Origin of the sequence: Deinococcus multiflagellatus (genome assembly GCF_020166415.1) — a bacterium.
In the GTDB taxonomy this organism is placed as follows: Bacteria; Deinococcota; Deinococci; order Deinococcales; family Deinococcaceae; genus Deinococcus; species Deinococcus multiflagellatus.
The window spans coordinates 39,982-54,882 of sequence record NZ_JAIQXV010000016.1 but is presented as its reverse complement, the minus strand read 5'-3'; the positions used below and the strand labels follow the sequence as shown (position 1 = coordinate 54,882).

General features: G+C 66.1%; 17 protein-coding genes. 5 read left to right on the top strand and 12 right to left on the bottom strand.

Annotated elements, in window-relative coordinates:
• Positions 1–727 precede the first annotated feature (727 nt).
• Entirely contained in the window at positions 728–1,696 is a 969-nt protein-coding gene (locus K7W41_RS16795; protein WP_224610916.1) for a M41 family metallopeptidase, read from the bottom strand.
• A 216-nt stretch (positions 1,697–1,912) separates the two neighbouring features.
• Between K7W41_RS16795 and K7W41_RS16790 the strand changes: the two genes are divergently transcribed.
• The 4 genes from K7W41_RS16790 (at position 1,913) to K7W41_RS16775 (ending at position 5,820) form a co-directional block, all read left to right on the top strand.
• A complete protein-coding gene (locus K7W41_RS16790; RefSeq protein WP_224610914.1) occupies positions 1,913–2,155 on the top strand; it encodes a hypothetical protein in 243 nt (80 codons plus the stop codon).
• Between the two features lie 223 nt (positions 2,156–2,378).
• Positions 2,379–3,089, top strand: a complete 711-nt coding sequence (locus K7W41_RS16785; protein WP_224610912.1) for a hypothetical protein — start codon at positions 2,379–2,381, stop codon at positions 3,087–3,089.
• A gap of 54 nt (positions 3,090–3,143) precedes the next feature.
• Positions 3,144–4,745, top strand: a complete 1,602-nt coding sequence (locus K7W41_RS16780) for a hypothetical protein (protein WP_224610910.1) — start codon at positions 3,144–3,146, stop codon at positions 4,743–4,745.
• 121 nt (positions 4,746–4,866) lie between these two features.
• Positions 4,867–5,820 (top strand): DUF6615 family protein, encoded by a 954-nt coding sequence (locus tag K7W41_RS16775; protein WP_224610908.1) that lies wholly within the window; start codon positions 4,867–4,869, stop codon positions 5,818–5,820.
• A 137-nt stretch (positions 5,821–5,957) separates the two neighbouring features.
• Here the strand turns inward: K7W41_RS16775 and rnhA are convergent, their stop codons facing one another.
• The 11 genes from rnhA to K7W41_RS16720 form a co-directional block, all read right to left on the bottom strand.
• Entirely contained in the window at positions 5,958–6,443 is a 486-nt protein-coding gene (rnhA, locus tag K7W41_RS16770) for a ribonuclease HI (RefSeq protein WP_224610906.1), read from the bottom strand.
• Entirely contained in the window at positions 6,443–6,700 is a 258-nt protein-coding gene (locus tag K7W41_RS16765) for a hypothetical protein (protein WP_224610895.1), read from the bottom strand. The genes rnhA and K7W41_RS16765 overlap by 1 nt, the downstream gene beginning before the upstream one ends.
• Before the next feature lie 52 nt (positions 6,701–6,752).
• Positions 6,753–7,400 carry a hypothetical protein gene (locus K7W41_RS16760; RefSeq protein ID WP_224610893.1) on the bottom strand — a complete coding sequence of 216 codons (648 nt, stop codon included), beginning with the start codon at positions 7,398–7,400 and terminating at the stop codon, positions 6,753–6,755.
• A gap of 24 nt (positions 7,401–7,424) precedes the next feature.
• Positions 7,425–8,528, bottom strand: coding sequence for a hypothetical protein (locus K7W41_RS16755; RefSeq protein WP_224610891.1), 1,104 nt, complete (start codon positions 8,526–8,528; stop codon positions 7,425–7,427).
• Positions 8,529–8,546: 18 nt separating this feature from the next.
• On the bottom strand, positions 8,547–9,047 hold the full coding sequence (locus tag K7W41_RS16750) for a hypothetical protein (RefSeq protein WP_224610889.1): 501 nt from the start codon (positions 9,045–9,047) through the stop codon (positions 8,547–8,549).
• 670 nt (positions 9,048–9,717) lie between these two features.
• Entirely contained in the window at positions 9,718–10,437 is a 720-nt protein-coding gene (locus tag K7W41_RS16745; RefSeq protein ID WP_224610887.1) for a hypothetical protein, read from the bottom strand.
• A gap of 118 nt (positions 10,438–10,555) precedes the next feature.
• Complete coding sequence (locus tag K7W41_RS16740; protein ID WP_224610877.1) at positions 10,556–10,870, bottom strand: hypothetical protein; 315 nt, start codon at positions 10,868–10,870, stop codon at positions 10,556–10,558.
• Complete coding sequence (locus tag K7W41_RS16735; protein WP_224610875.1) at positions 10,870–11,076, bottom strand: hypothetical protein; 207 nt, start codon at positions 11,074–11,076, stop codon at positions 10,870–10,872. The genes K7W41_RS16740 and K7W41_RS16735 overlap by 1 nt, the downstream gene beginning before the upstream one ends.
• Before the next feature lie 9 nt (positions 11,077–11,085).
• A complete protein-coding gene (locus K7W41_RS16730) occupies positions 11,086–11,367 on the bottom strand; it encodes a hypothetical protein (protein WP_224610873.1) in 282 nt (93 codons plus the stop codon).
• 84 nt (positions 11,368–11,451) lie between these two features.
• Positions 11,452–12,009, bottom strand: coding sequence for a helix-turn-helix domain-containing protein (locus tag K7W41_RS16725; protein WP_224610871.1), 558 nt, complete (start codon positions 12,007–12,009; stop codon positions 11,452–11,454).
• Positions 12,010–12,372: 363 nt separating this feature from the next.
• Positions 12,373–13,014, bottom strand: a complete 642-nt coding sequence (locus K7W41_RS16720; RefSeq protein ID WP_224610869.1) for a hypothetical protein — start codon at positions 13,012–13,014, stop codon at positions 12,373–12,375.
• An 81-nt stretch (positions 13,015–13,095) separates the two neighbouring features.
• On the opposite strand from K7W41_RS16720, the gene K7W41_RS16715 reads away from it, so the two are divergent.
• Positions 13,096–14,805 (top strand): toll/interleukin-1 receptor domain-containing protein, encoded by a 1,710-nt coding sequence (locus tag K7W41_RS16715; RefSeq protein ID WP_224610867.1) that lies wholly within the window; start codon positions 13,096–13,098, stop codon positions 14,803–14,805.
• The last annotated feature ends 96 nt before the right edge of the window (positions 14,806–14,901 follow it).

The following is a 14,901-nucleotide window of genomic DNA, read 5'->3' as shown; positions in this document are numbered from 1 at the left end:
GGGCGAATCGGCCAGAGGTAGCGCAGACAGGTCAGTGAATGACAACCCGGACAGCTGAACCAGCACATCGTCCACCGGCTTGTTCGGCAGCAGCGCCCCCAGCAGGGCGCTCAGCAAGTCGTGCTCTACTCGTTGGAAGAAGCTCTGGTCAGGAGCCGACCACTGATCCAGACCCAGCAGGAACCGAACAGCCGGCCTCAGTTCCTCCGGGGTATACGGCGGGTCGGCGCGGGGCGCCAGCAACACAGGGTCAAGGGGCTGATTCAGGCCAGGAACAGAGCTCAACATGAGACACCTCGGATGAAAGGACGTGGACAACGGGCGAACTTCGGCTTGCCAGTGGTAGGGGTCAAGCCAAGGTGATGGTCGGCGTCGGGAGGGTTTGTCAGTTCAGTGCGTCGCGGACCGGTCGGACACGCACGTGGGCCGCCCCGGAGGCAAGCCCACCGTCAGCTCCGGGGATGGAGGACGTCCAGGAGCAACCCCACCGTGGCGGGAGGCACCCCAGTCCAGACGATTCCAGGGGCAGCGGCGCGCCCCGTTGTGCCAGCTGCCGGAGTTCCGCCTGGGGGTCCAGATCCTGCCAAAACGGGTGGGTCCGGTGGTTGCTGAATCAGGTGCAGGCATCATGCCGCTCCATGCAGTGGCGCAGGACCTCAAGGGGCAAGCGCGAAAAAGGCCGCGACAACGGGTCGCGGCGCGAGTCAGTCCCTGGAGGGCACCCCCATCAGGCCGAAGAGGCGCAAACCTCCTCTGATTTCATCGAAGGTAAAGGTGCCGTAACCCGGTCAAGGAAGGGTTTCAGGTCCTCCTGCTCCAATTGCCCCTTGACCCTGGCCAGAGCGGCAAGCTCGTCCAGCAGGTCTCGGTGTGCCGTGAAAAACCCGGCCAGCATCTCCAAATGGTCCAGGCGCAAGCCCCGAATCATCTGCTCGTTGAAGGCCAGTTCCTCGGGCGTGCTGGCGTCATGGATGAGGCCCGGCCGCTCGGGGGCCGCCGCCAGGAATTGACGGGCCAGGGCGGCGTGCTGCACCAGATCCTGATGAGACCCCGCAAAGGTCGTTCCGAAGACCTGGGTTTCGGCGGCCACCCCCGCCAGGCTGCACAGCATGTGACGCTCCAATTCGGTGCGGTCGGCCAGGCGATGGGAGGCCGCCACGGTGACGGTGCCCGCCGGGTGGCCACTCGGGTTCAGTCGCAGCCGCTGTGGGGGATAACCGGGATGGCCGCCCCACACCAGGACGTGCGCCGCTTCGTGCACCGCCATGACCTGGACGTCGCGTTCGGAGGGGAGAGCACCACGAGGCACGGCCTCTACCGATGGGCCTGGTTGAAAGAGCGCCTCAACGCTGCTGGACTTTCCTCTCTGGTACACCCGGTCGGTCATCAGGGCCAGGAGGAACAGGGTCGCTACACCGGTGGCGGTGGCCAGGGGCTCGGCCCGCAGGCCCTGTGCGATGGGGTCGCCAAGCAGCTTGATCAAGGTGGCCAGGAGCAAACCGCCCAAGGCGAAATTCCGCAGGAAGGACACCACTTCCGCCAGCAGGCCAGGGCCGCCTGCCATGACAAATTTTATGGCGCTCCAGACGAAGACAACGCCCACGACAAGAGGAGCAAACTTAGCGAGGACATTGAGTGCGCCGCGGGCAAGGATGGTCTCAGGCGCAGGCGCCGCCTCATACAGGGCAAACGCCACGAACACAGGGAAGCAGACGATCAACAGCCGCGCCGCCACTCGCCAATGCGGCCACTGCGTGACCTGGGTCCAGGTCAGGACGACGCGGCCCCGCAACGCTGGGGGCAACCTCATTGCGCCGTGTCCTCGTCGGGCTGAGGGGTGAAGAACGGCAGGCACTGGACCAGATCGCGCAGCCATGTTGTTTGTCCGGAGCGGGGGAATACGACATCAAACATGAGGGCCTTCCTTGCAGGGCTCGCGGCGTGGACGCTCCGCTCGAATGACGGCGAGAACGTGGGCGGTGATGGCCTGGGCGTTCGCGGCGCTCAGGGCCGTGCCACTGGACAGGAGATGGGCCAGGCGCTGGTCGATGAACGTCTCCACGGTCAAGCCCTGAACCTCGGCCTGGGCCTGACACCACTGGGCCACCTGGGGTGGCAGCGCCTGGAGATCGTGGCCGACAGCGCTGTGGACTGAGGCCGGCTGGGGTGAAGGCTCACCCTGGTGAGAGGGGAAGGAGGCTGATCTGCCGCCGCTCGTGAGGGGATCATCGTCCGTCATGGGCGCAGTGTGGCGGCGGAAGACTTTGGCCTTCCTCCCGCGTTCGCCAGGGCCCCGCCGTCTCTCCAGGGCCTGATCAGCCAGGATCTCAGCTGAGCGGCCCTCGGCGCTCGCACCCACGCGCCTGCACACTGACAGGGTGACGACGTTGCTCCCCCTTCCGGCGCCCCTGACGCTGACGACCACGCCGCTCAAGGGCGCCACCTGGCTCACCGGTTTCGCCCAGCCCCTCCGGGTGGACCGTCCTGTGTCCGATGAAATCCTGAATGCCCAATGGACGGTCACGCCACAGGGCAGCCTGGTGGGTTGGCGCTGGCAGGACGGTCAACCCGTCGTTTTCCGTCTCCACGAAGTGCTGATCGGCGCGTCCAGGAGTCGGGCGGGCTGGGTGCGGCGCCCCGAGGCGCCAGCGAACGACTGGCGCCAGACGCACTTTTCCTGGCAGGCCTGCGCCCGTGATCCCCGGCTGCTGACCTTGGACGAAAGCCAGACGCTGCTGCGCCACCTGAATGCCCAGGGCCTGGCCATCGCCACGCGCGCCGATTACGACGCAGCGGTGCGCGCGCGAACCCTCCCGCTCGCGTTCCCCTTCTCGCCTCAGGTGACGTACCGCCCCCACTGGCCCGGCTGGCCCGCTCTGTTTTCCCGGGCCTCCCACGTCTTTCAGCCGCCCGGTTCAGTCTTGCCCTACGAGGAGGCCTGCGCCGCCGTGCGGCCCTTGGGCTTCAAAACGTTCAACCAGTACCGGAAGGCCTATGCGGCCCGGCGATTGCCCCCAGGGTTGACCTCCACACCCCAACGGACCTACGCCGCCCAGTGGGTCTCTTACGCTGAGTTCTTGGGCTACTGAGGCGCGGCCAGCCCCCCGCAGGCATCGGCCTCAGTGGTGCGACATCATGGGGACATGCCGCTCCCACTGGCCGCGCTTCTGGCCCTGCCGTTTCAGGACCGGGCGCCCCTGGACGCCCTGGTCTCAGAACAGGCGATGCGGCGGGCCTTGGCCGAAGAGGGGCACCAGGTGGCCACGTTTGGACTCTGGGCGGTGCGGCGCCGCACCCGGCGGCAGGATGTGCTCGAGCGCGTCCTGCGTCAGCCCAAAGACTGGACCTGGATTGTGTTGGCCCCGGTGCCCCCTGGCGATTTAAGCGCTGCGGATGCTGATCTGCTGGCCCGCACCATTCAAGGGCTTCACGGCGTCCGGTATGTGCAGTGGACTGCCACTGAGCAGGCCCTGACGTTCACGGCCTGGCCCCTGCGCACGGCGGTGGTGCGCGGCGCACCGATCTTGACCCCAGGCGCCTCGAAACCAGAAGGGCGACTGAACCTGCCCCCCGGTCCCCTGCTGCCAGACCTCTCCCGCTGGGCCAGTGTGCCCGAAGAGACCCTGGGCGCGGCCCTGATCGAGAGTGCCTACATCGAGCGGGTGGCGGCCGCGGACCCGGGCGCCTTCACGAACGTGGATGTCCTGGCCCTGGCGGGTCAGACGCCCGTCGTCATCGAGGTCAAGCGCCGCGCCCGGACGGACGCGCAGGAAGCCGATCCCCTCAGCATGACCACCACCCAGGCGGGCACGCTCGGCCACCTCAAGGCGGCGGGGTGTGACGTGCATGTCGCGGTCCTCGTCGTTCCCAAGGGCAGCACCCGGCAGCCCGAAGAAGCCCTGAAGCGCGGCACCTGGCGGGCCGGGGCCCCGGTCATCCGACCCGGGTGGGGCGAGATGCACGTCGACCTGTTGGGCACGGTCGAGCCGCTCTCGCTGGCCACGCTGCGCCAGGCTCAAGCCGAGCCGGTCCCCAGCCGACCGCCCAGCCCATCTGCTCCAGCGCGCGTCCTGCCCCTCCAGCGCCCTCAGCCGCCCCTTCCCAGACGGCCTCCACCCGAACTTCAAAACCCCCGCCCGTGGTTTCCGGGCACCTGGGCAGACACCGACCTGCTGAGCCTGTGGGCACGTACGCCTGTGCGACTGGGAGGCCGCGTTTACCCGCACGCCGCCGGGGCATTCCTGGCGGCCCGGACGCTGGACCAGACAGTGCGGGAGACACTGACGGGGGTCACAGACCGGCGCGACGCCCTGACCGTGGCCCGGCCCAGCGCGGAGCGGCCGGATTGGCTGGCGGTGCGCGACCGGGTGGCCGCCGAGGTGCTGCGCGTGGCCTACCGGGGCGACCGGGGCGCGGCCCTGGTGGCCACCCTGCCGGGGCTGCTGGTCGACGCGCCGGTGTTCAGTCCACTCTTGGACGGGCTTCAGGGCCGCGCAGGCCTGGACCAGGTGCTGCGGCTGCGGGGCCAGCTTGCCCGCGCGGTGGCGGATCAGGCCAGGGATGGGTGTGGTCACTGCGCCTTTGCTGGCCCAGCGCCCTGGCCAGGGTTCGTGCGCTGCGCCCATCCCAAGGGGGCTGCTGAAGCCCTACGGTGCGTGGGCGAGCTGGCGGTGCGGGGCCCAGGGGGCACCGCCCTGGTGCCGGTGCATGCCGCGGGGGGCCGGGCCTTTCGGCCCAAACCGTGACGGGCTGGACCAGAATGGTTGAACGTGACCCTCCAGGGCCGCATGCTGTGCAGCAGAGGATTCAGGGTCGTTTCAGCGTCAGTGTCGCCATTCAACAGGGCGGAGTCCAGGAGTGTTTTGCATGCAGGCAGATCTCGAAGAATTGGCCCGGCGGACGTGGCACAGAACGCGGTGGGGTTGGGCGCTCAAATGCCATCAAGGGGAAGAGACGTTCACGGACATCAATCTCCTCGATCTCATGCGGTGGAGCACCCGGCACCGGGTGCTCAAGACGTCCAAGCAGGACGAGAAACATAAGGGTACTGATTGGGAGTGGTTCATCCGCCACCGTGGTGTTTGGCGGTCCTTTGCCGTGCAGGCAAAAAAGGTGTCACCCAGTGGCCGGTATGACGCCCTGCACCACCCCGTCAAAGGGTCGAGTCTCGTCTTACCCGGAATGGTCATCCCACAGATTGATGTCCTTGAGCTGTATTCGAAATTGACTGGCGCAGCGCCACTCTACGTCTTGTTCAACCATGACCCTACTGCTGATGCGACCACCTGGCATTGCCACCTGAGTTTGAGCTCAGAGCAGCTAGGGTGCAGCGTGGCCGATCTCACGTTCATCAGAACGGCACTGGGGACGTATGGCGGGCGTTTTTTCACACCAATCCATCAGGGCGGCGCCGCCCCCTGGCGATGTCTAGTGTGCAACTGCCCAACGCGCCCCCTACAAATCTCCAGCTTGATCAGTCAGGCGTCGGAAGTGGCTGACACTGAGGTTGCAGCCATGGTGGCGACCGGGGTCAGTTCCAGCACCAGTCGAATTCTGAACCTGACGGCCCAGGAGGTGGTGAGTGCGCTGCTGGAGCTCCCTCGTGAAGAGGTGTTGGCCCTGAGAGGCGACCCGGCGTGGTTTCAAGAGACCCAGACAGACCTTGTGGAAGAGGTCAGAGCTGATCCAGACCGATTCCTTGAAGACGTCCTCTTTCTCAACAGCATCAAGCGAATCCTGTTGCCCAAATACGCCGTTGTCTCGAACGCCGATGACGAGAATGCGTTCCCGAGGGAGGATGCACCTCCGCAAGAAGGGTGACCTGGCAAGGCGCTCCACTCACCAAGATGGAGGATGCACCTTCATGTGGCCCGTGACCTTTGACGACCGATCTGGACTGAGGCGGCGGAGCTAAACCCTCCAGGCAGGGCGGGGCAGCACCTGGTGACAAAAGGTTTTTAGAACAATCCACCCACAGGCCCTTCCCGGGGCTCTCGGGGCATCTTGGCGGCAGCGTCGCGGGCCTGCACCGCGAGCTGATCGGCCCGCTCGTTCTCGGGATGCCCCGCATGGCCCTGCACCCACTCAAAGGTGAGGGTATGCCCCCGGGCCGCCTGGGTCAGGGCTTGCCAGAGGTCCGGATTCTTGACGTTCTTCCAGTTCTTGCGTTGCCAGCTGCTCAGCCAGTCTTTCTCGAAGGCGTCGATGACGTAGCGGGAATCGCTGACGACGTGCACGGCGCAGGGCCGCTTAAGGGCCTGCAGGCCTTCGAGGAGCGCCGTCAGCTCCATGCGGTTGTTCGTCGTCTGGGGCTCTCCCCCACTCAGTTCCTTGACGTGACTGCCCATGGAGAGGATGCAGGCCCAGCCGCCGGGGCCAGGGTTGCCGGAACAGGCGCCATCGGTCACCAGCCGGACCGTGGGGAGGGATGTGGTGTCGGCCATCACAGCCCCTGCACGGCGCGCTGACCGGCCTCGTTCAGGCGGTAAGCATTGCGGGCCACTCGGTCGAGGTAGGGATGAGTGGCGGTCTCCCGGTCCGAGCGCATGTGGTCGGAGATGTGCGTGCCCAGCGTCACGGCTTCATGGGGCCAGCCAAGACGCAGGGCTTCAGCCATCAACTGCGCCCGGGTGAGGTGGGGATGCCCCTGGGCGTGCAGGTGCTGTGCGGCTTTGATGACGTACTCCCAGGCATGTTGCATGGTGTGGGCTCCTCCAGCCTCCATCATGGCAAACCAGGCCGGCCGCTGGGGCTCACGTCGGTTCCGGCGGATAGGTCTGGTGCTCCAGGTCCGTGGCGCAGGGAAAACAGAGGTTCCAGCGGTTCAGCGCTAGGCTCTGGGCGGCGCAGCCGAAGCAGGTCCCGTCAAAGGTGTAGGGACCCCCTTCCCGGTCATCCGGATCCACACGGACAAAGTCCAGGGCCTCGTCCAGGGGGCCGCTGGCCGGCTCAGCGCGCTCCAGATCTGGCTCTGCCGCCTGGGGTCGGCAAGTCACCAGGCCCCGCTCCAACGCCAGCAGGGCGGCCTGCGCCGGCACCAGGAAGGCATAGAAGGGCCGCTCACCTTCGGTCTGCTCCTGCTGGCCCGTGGCGTACATGGGCACCCCGGGGCAGTACCAGCGGGTCAGGCGGGCTTGGGGGCCACGTGGCGCGTCGTTCCAGATGGGGGCCAGGGCGTCCTCACCCCCATCCGCCAGGATCTCCAGGAAATAGGCCCGGTATTGGGCCGCGTCACCCCCCACCCAGCGCGCAGGCGTCGTCTTCTGCCCCCGGGGCACTGGCCAGTCCAGGACGACGTCTGGGAAGGGCGGGGGCCAGGGGGTTTCTGTGGCGGTCAAGGCAGGGGTCAGGGGCGAGCGGCGGGCCATACCCCACACGGTGCCCGCGCGAGACTTGTGCACTTGGGTTGTCCTGGCGCTGGACCGCTACCCCCTCGGCAAACTCTCGTCGAACCAGCTCACCAGCTGGGGCAGCAAACCCGGCCGGTACAGGTCCTTGACGAGCAGAATCTGCAAGACCCCATGTCGGGCGTAGTACACCCCCAGACGGCGAATAGGCAGCGCACTGCCCACCGTGCCGCCCAGGCGGTCCAGCACCAGGTACCCCGTCAATTGCTGGAGATACGCCCCGTCCAGTTGGAGATGCCGGGTGGCTTTGACCTCGATGAGCAGGTCGTCGAGCAGCACGTCCGCGTCGGCGCCCCCGAAGCGGCTGGCCGCGGGAAAGCGAGGATTGAGAATCAGTTGGGTCTGCGCCTGGAACAGCTCACGCGGGACGGCCCGAATCAGGGCGAGCACGTCCTGGCGGGCCTCGCGGGGCACCACCCCGGCCAGGTCGGTGAACAGGCCGGTGCGCACCACCACCTCGTAGGACGCCAGCACCACGGCCGCGTGGGCATGCCGGGCCTCGAACGGCAATCCGTACGCGACTTCCTGCAGGGTCATGGCCGCCTCGTCCACCGCCGCCCGTGTCCGGTCATGCTCCAGATCTAGGGCGGCCTGCCGGGCGATAAGGCCCCCTTTGACCGCCACCAGACCAGGGTGCAGGCCTTCGAGCAGGAAGCGGAAGGCGTAGTCGAAAGCCATGCCGACGAGACCAGGATTGGCGCCCTGTGGCGGGGCGAGCATGGGGGCGGGGGCCGGGTGAGTCCGGACGCCCAGCGCGGTGCGGATGGCCTGGCGGGCTTCGGGCGTGCCGCGCAGGTAGCCGGTGAGGCTGCCGTAGGGCGGTGCGGCCGGGCGAGGCAATGGCGGCGGAAGGGTGGTGGGTTTGATCTTAGGCGGCGCCACCCAGCGCAATTGGCACCCCTCCAGCGCCGTGATCGCCTGCGCCACTTGGCCCTGTTCCAGGGGCACGGGCAGCGCCTCAAGGGCCGCCTGGAGGGTGCGGTAGGGAATCAGGTCGCGCTCGTCCGCGACGCCCAGCCACTCCGGCGTCCAGGTGTGGGTCTCTGGATTCAGATGAACTTGGCTGCCGTGGGTGAGGGTGAAAAAGGCACCGGTGGCAGGAAAGGGGGAGCGGCGGGCCACAGCCGGCACTGTACGGGGTCAGTCGGAAAGGACACCGTAAGCGTCTGCGGACCAGGGACTGACCTGCAGGCGACCCACGAAGGTGCGGGGGCAGAAGGGGCGCACCGGCCAGGCGACGAGCAGCATGGCCGCAAGCCCAGAGAGCAGCACTTCGGCGTCAAGACCGCCATGACTCGCCGTTCCCTGCGCGGCCGCGAAGGTGCCAACCAGCAGCAGGGCGCCCGCTCGCCCCCAGGGGAGCCACCCCGGCTGTGGGTGGGCGCGCCGTAAGTGGGCCCGGCGCAGGTCGTGGGCACTCAGATGCAACCGGTAGGTGGGCAGGCGGGTCTGAGGCGCCGGGTCGGTCGGGTGCCAGACCTGGACCTGCCAGAGCCCCCGGCGCCGCACAAGCAGATAGGTCAGGCCAGGGCACAGCAGGGCGCCATCAGGAGCAAAGAGCTGTGCGGTGACCAGGACCTGATCAAAGGGAGAAGAGAGCAACTCGGAAACGCGCAGGCAGGTCGGATGGGCAGGGCGCATGACGGCACCTCCGGGAAGGGCGTGAGGGGGCTCACGTCCGAGGGTGCCGCGCGCAAGGGTTTGGTGGGTGACGGGTGCGTTGAGCTCCCCTCGGGCCTCCCTATGCACTGTGGACCGCGTGGGATGACGCAGGGGCTGGCGTTCTTCAGTGCGCTCCCCCTCTCACCCGCCGCTGATGCCGCAAGAGGCCGTGGCGCAAGAGACCACTCACCGGCGTGCCCAGCAGGGTGGTGTCTGCCGCGTCTCCAGTCTCTGGGCACACCAGGGCGAGGATGCAGCGGGCCTCACTCTGGGCCTGAGGGAGCGGCAGGCCCGCCCCATGGAGGCGGTCGCTCAGTTCCTGAAGCAGATCAGTCGGCGCAGACGTCATACCGCCCAGCACAGCGGCGCGGGGGTTTAGGAACAGAACGTCACATCACGGTGCCCATGAGCAGGGCGGTCCACCCTGCCTGGGGGACCGCCTGGCAGGCGTGAGTTCTCCACCACAACCGAATCCCCATCCGGCCGCCTGCGCGCGCAGCACACCATAGGTGCGCCTCAGACGTCAAGCGTTTGAGGCGCTAGGGCAACAGCGCGGGGCATAGTTCAACACGGCAGCGGCCGAGCCAGAAACAGGTGGCGCACACCTGAGGAACACCGGCGCCCGGGGAGGGCGGACGATTTCGGTGTCCTACCAACCCAGACGAGTGAACAGCGCCCGCATAGCGTCGCCGACTGGTACGAACTCGGCGTCACTCCAGTACCGGGGCGACCGTGCCTTCTGCAGAATCTGGAGCTCTGCCAGGAACGTCGGGTTCTGCGTGTCGGTGGCCACCAACTGCGCAAAACTGCACGCGAAGCACTCTGCGGGACTATCGAGCGTCAGTCCCCGTGAAACCTCGCCGAAGCGCACGCGGTTGCGCTGCGTGGCGTGCAAGATCTGATAGACCGCTGTCGACTGTACCGCGGTCCACCACGGGTGTAGGGCGGAATGAAGAGCTTCAGAGGCATACAGGCCCTGTTCTGTGGTGACGTGCGCCGGGCCGATCAGGTGCACCTTCAGCAGGTGGTCCATCACATGGCCCAACTCGTGCGTGGCGGTCATGTGTATGTGTGGTGTCGAGGCACTGATCTTGACCATCGTCGCCCTCTGCGGGGGGGTGGCCAGATCCACCTCGAACATACCGTTTGCCGTCGTCAGGGTGCTCGTTTGAACCAACCCGGGCCCCCACCAGAGAACGTCAATAGGCATGACGTGGCCGGCTGGGCGCTGCACCTGGGCAAGCGGGACCGTTGGCTGATGAAGACGTCCGGCGACCCGCACCGCGTCATGCAAGGGATGAGCCGCCTGGAGGGCGTGGACATCCTGGCCAGTGAACTCGTTGATCTCGAAATACGTGTGAAAATGCATGGTGGTCAGCGTAGCGAGTTGGAATGGAGAACGAAAATCGGCGGCTGAATGACCCGACCTGCGGCGTCCCTTAGGAGGGCCCAGTCAGGTGCTGCTGAAAACCAGGCCCCCGCCCGAATCAGGCCCGCAGACCCCGGGGTCGCCTCGGCTGGGGTTTGAGGCGCTGATACACCTGCACCAGCGTCGCGGGCAGCGGCCGCCCCTGCGACGAGATCACCCCCAGCCGCTCTTTCGTCAGGCTGTACAACACTTCACGGTCCGCCGGGTCCAGATAGCCTTCGGTCAGGCTGTGCCGCAGCGCCTCCACGGTTTCGTCCATGTGCCCCAGGTCGTTGCGGCGCAGCAGGCCGCGCAGGGTCCGCTTCTCGGCCGGTCCAATGGGAAGCAGGGGGGCGCGGCGCACGTCGTCTGCTGACCAGGCCCAGTCGTCCACTAGGCCAGCATCCCCGCAGGCCTGAGCAACAGCAGCGTCGTCCACGCACCGTCCTGGATGGTCACACCCACGTGATCGCCCACCTCCACGCTGACTGGCAGCACCGCGAGCGGCCACACTTCGATGCTGGTATCTGGCAGGCGCACACTGGCCAGCCCGCCCGAGATCTCCAGCACCTCGATGATCTCCATCTCGCTGTCGGTCACGGGTGCAGCCTACACCGCGCTGTCTTCCAGACCCAGCCAATCCAGGGTGAAAAAGGCCTGGTCGACGCGAGGGTGCACGTCGCGCCGGGCGTGCCGGGTGAGGCCCGCTGGCCAGTGCCCGCAGAACAGTGGCAGTGGCGCCTTCATAGGCGCCTGGGCTTGCCTCAGGTGGAGCCGGGCGCCGTATTCATCGGAGAGGCAGCGTCGGAGCTCGGCCAGCGCAGCTGGATCAGCCTCCCAATCTGGCGGCACGATCACCAGCAGCACAGGGCGCAGAGCGGCGGGCAGCATAGACGGATCTTAGAGAGGACGGCCCCGATGAGACCGTGACAGGGGGCGCCATCAGGGGGGATGGGCAGGGGCATGCCCTGGACCTTAATCTGGGAAGGGGGCCGCGACCTCGTGCATTCCGGGAAGATCCGGCGCCGACAGGTGGATCAACTTGGGCGACGCGGCCACCCGGTATCCCTTAAAGGGACCGTCCACCACACGGTAGACGTCCACGAACGCGCTGTCACCCGTGTATTCAAGTGTTCCGAGCGCATGCGGCCGAAACTTCGGATCCCTCAATTTGACCCACCACCGGGCGGGCGTGTACCAGACCAGGTCGGTGGTGCCGGCAATCTCGGTCTCGCCGTACCGGTAAATCTGCCGCCCACGGTCATCGGATTCGAAGAACTGCCGATCAGGCTGTTCCGTCATGGCAATCAACACGTTTCGAACATCCACCGTTGAGGCGTCTCCGAGGTGAAGCGTCATGCCCAGCACTGCGAGAATGGTGTCCAGGTGATGCGGCGGAATACTGTTGGTGCCGGTGATGTAGTTGGAGACGCTGCCTGGTTTAATGCCCAGGCGGCGGGCAATCTCGCTCTGAGCCCCTCGCCGCTCCTGGGCGGCAGCTTTCAACGTGCGTTCGACCTCTGACCAGTTCATAGGCGCCATTGTACTTCAATTTAAGACCATAGACTTCGACATATCAGCCTATCAACTGAGATAGAGACAAGGTGTCCTTTGACGTGGCTGTAACTACCAAAACTGTGGAACGTCCGAAGAAACATCTCGGCGTCCCACACCTCTGGAGGCAGGGCCGGCCTCGGGTAAGGAGAAGCCACTGCGAATTGACCGCCTGGCGAGGGGGCTATTCAGCCCCCATTCCTCGGACGATGCCCAGGCGAATCGCCCGCTGGTTCCCTGCGTGGCCCACACGAACGGCGAGCTCGGAACCTGGTTCGGTCAGTCTGAAGGTTGGTGCCCCGGATGCGCATGCGCACGATGGCGCACGCAAAAAGCTCACGCTCAGGAGGCTGACGGTGGCAAACTATTCACCGCATCCGCCCAAACGTCGCGGAGCAGGGTGGCTCGCTCGTGACTTCGGTTCTTTAACAGGTCATGGGCCCGCAGCGCCGCCGGCCGGCCCTGGGCGCGCGCCAGGTCGGCCTGTTCTTCCCGGACACTCCGGGCCAGCACGTAGGTGGTTTGTACCTCCAGCGGCGTGATCAGACCCTGCCGCCCAGAACTCCGGCCATCGGGGGCGAACCGCACCCCCGGCAGCAGGTCTACCCAGGCGCGGTTCCGTTTCACCTGCGTCACCTGCGCCAGCACGCCGTCAATCAGGACGCCAAAGTCTGGCACCCACAGCCAGACCCACTCGCCGACCTGCCACCCCTGGCCCTGCAGCAGCCTCGGCGCCAACAGGCGATGGATTTCATGGGGCGGCCTCCGTTTGCCGGTGATCGCGACCCGGCGCAGCTGGGCGGCGGCATATGCCCCGGGCAGCCGAACGCCACCCCAGGTCACCACCACGGTCTGTGCGTCCCCAAGACGCAGCGGGGCCTGCACCGCCTGAACCCGCACCAGCCCGGGGTACTGGCGGTCCAGGGGCGCACGGAACACCACCAGGTCACCCGATTGGAGAGGTGGGGACGCACGCAGGGACATGGGGCATTGTAGGCAGCACGTGTGGGCATCAGCGATCACGTTGAAGTCGGCGCGGGAAGCGGAGACGTTAGGATTTCGGCCATGACGCACCCGCTGGCCTTTCTTTCGTACGCGCGGAATACTCCGGAATACAGAGCGAAGGTCGACGCGTTCGCGCGCCGGCTCAGGACGGCGGGTGTAGAAGTCATTCTGGACCAGTGGCACCTCAAACTGGGTCAGGACATGAATCACTTCATGGAGCGCAGCGTCGAGCGGGCCGATAAGGTGCTGCTCCTCTTGGACCCGACCTACAAGCAGAAAGCGGATGGGCGGACCGGAGGCGTGGGAACTGAAACCCAGATCGTGAGTGCCGAAGTCTACCGCGATACGGAAAACACGAAATTTCTCCCCGTACTCTTCGAGCTGGGTGATCAGGCGTGGGAGCAGGCCGTCCCCCGGTACCTCCAGACCAGGATTTTTTCCAACTTGGTGAATCCGGACGATCCTGAGCAGGAATTTAACGATTTGGTCGACGCCATTTATGGCGTAGAGCCAGACCTTCCGCCAATAGGACCGGCGCGGTATCCCCGGCCGGCCTCTTCACAGGCGGTGGTGGCAGCGCTCGTCACGCTTCAGCTCCGGCTGGGTGAGGAGCGCGACCTGGTCAAGGAATTGATGAGTACCCCGCCCGCGTCGTGGCACATCCTCGACACGGACGTGGACGTCCAGCAGGCGCTGAACTTTTTGGAAACCGGTGAATGGCTTGAGCAGCGCGTCACCCGCGCGTTCGTGAACGTGCGCGGCGCTGGAAAGGTGGCCACGCTGCAGCCCAGAGGGAAGCTGACCAAGCTCCTGGTCGACCAGGCATTCATCCAGGCGTTCAATCAGGCGAGTCAGGTCACTGCAGTGGTGGAGACAGAGATCGAGATGCAGGATGCCGTCGCGGTGTCCAGTACAGAGACGCAGCCGGCATCTCCTCAGGCCGCACCGCAAGTGCGGCCGGAAGAACAACTGGTGACGGCTACGGCCGCGTATGTAGCGGGCTTGCGCGCCATTCCGCCGCACCGGCAGGCGGAAGCGGACGCCGCAGAACCTATAGAAGCACTCGTTTATCCGGTCCTCCAGGCGCTGGGGGCCCTGATCCCAACTGGCAGGGAAGTTCAGACTGTCGGTGAATGCTTGGGGGAAATCGCGCGGACCCTGAGACCTCATGGTCACACCGTGAATTTCGACACTCAAGATATGAACCTGGGCCGCGGAGCGTACCTGGCCGTGCTGGGTGCCATGACGCTGGCCACCGCCCACCGGCAGTACGCGTTCCTGGATGAGCTGATGCACACCGTGGTTTCCCCCGAGCGCTTCGGAAGCCCGGAGCGGCTGCTGGGTGAGACGAGGTACTACTACCTCGCGGCCATTCGGCACACCCTCTCTGATTCACAAGCTGCAGCTGAGAAAGCAAGGTTCTACGACCGGCTCTTCAACCCTCAGAACGGGTGGCTGATCCCCTATCTGCCCCGGCGACTTGACCCGCGTCTGTATGAGATTGAGGGGGATTTCGTGGGTGACGTGGCGTTCGCCTATGCCTGGCAGCGGGAGTATCCGGGAGCGGGAACCATGAAGATCGCTGTCGGCCAGTACCTCGCGCGGGAGCACGCGCACACCCTCAAAGCGTTCTTGCGGCGAGACTATTCGGCGCTGGCAGCGCACGTTCCCGACTTCGCGACCGCGACGGCGTATCTGGTACATTCTTACGCCCAGCGCCCAGACCTGTACCGAGCGCCGCTGATCGAAGCAATGGGTGAATTGCTCTGAAGATTCCCAAAACCAGCCTGGGCTACACCCGTGACGTCCAAGTGATGTTTTCTCTGTCTCCATGGGCTCAAAAAGAGTGCTGAGGCCTGGCCTCAG

Coding starts and splice junctions, on each gene's coding strand:
- K7W41_RS16730 (WP_224610873.1), bottom strand. CDS start 11,367: ATGCTGCCCGCCGCTCTGCGCCCTGTGCTGCTGGTGATCGTGCCGCCA.
- K7W41_RS16725 (WP_224610871.1), bottom strand. CDS start 12,009: ATGAACTGGTCAGAGGTCGAACGCACGTTGAAAGCTGCCGCCCAGGAG.
- K7W41_RS16715 (WP_224610867.1), top strand. CDS start 13,096: ATGACGCACCCGCTGGCCTTTCTTTCGTACGCGCGGAATACTCCGGAA.
- K7W41_RS16765 (WP_224610895.1), bottom strand. CDS start 6,700: ATGCAACATGCCTGGGAGTACGTCATCAAAGCCGCACAGCACCTGCAC.
- rnhA (WP_224610906.1), bottom strand. CDS start 6,443: ATGGCCGACACCACATCCCTCCCCACGGTCCGGCTGGTGACCGATGGC.
- K7W41_RS16775 (WP_224610908.1), top strand. CDS start 4,867: ATGCAGGCAGATCTCGAAGAATTGGCCCGGCGGACGTGGCACAGAACG.
- K7W41_RS16750 (WP_224610889.1), bottom strand. CDS start 9,047: ATGCGCCCTGCCCATCCGACCTGCCTGCGCGTTTCCGAGTTGCTCTCT.
- K7W41_RS16780 (WP_224610910.1), top strand. CDS start 3,144: ATGCCGCTCCCACTGGCCGCGCTTCTGGCCCTGCCGTTTCAGGACCGG.
- K7W41_RS16790 (WP_224610914.1), top strand. CDS start 1,913: ATGAGGGCCTTCCTTGCAGGGCTCGCGGCGTGGACGCTCCGCTCGAAT.
- K7W41_RS16720 (WP_224610869.1), bottom strand. CDS start 13,014: ATGTCCCTGCGTGCGTCCCCACCTCTCCAATCGGGTGACCTGGTGGTG.
- K7W41_RS16745 (WP_224610887.1), bottom strand. CDS start 10,437: ATGCATTTTCACACGTATTTCGAGATCAACGAGTTCACTGGCCAGGAT.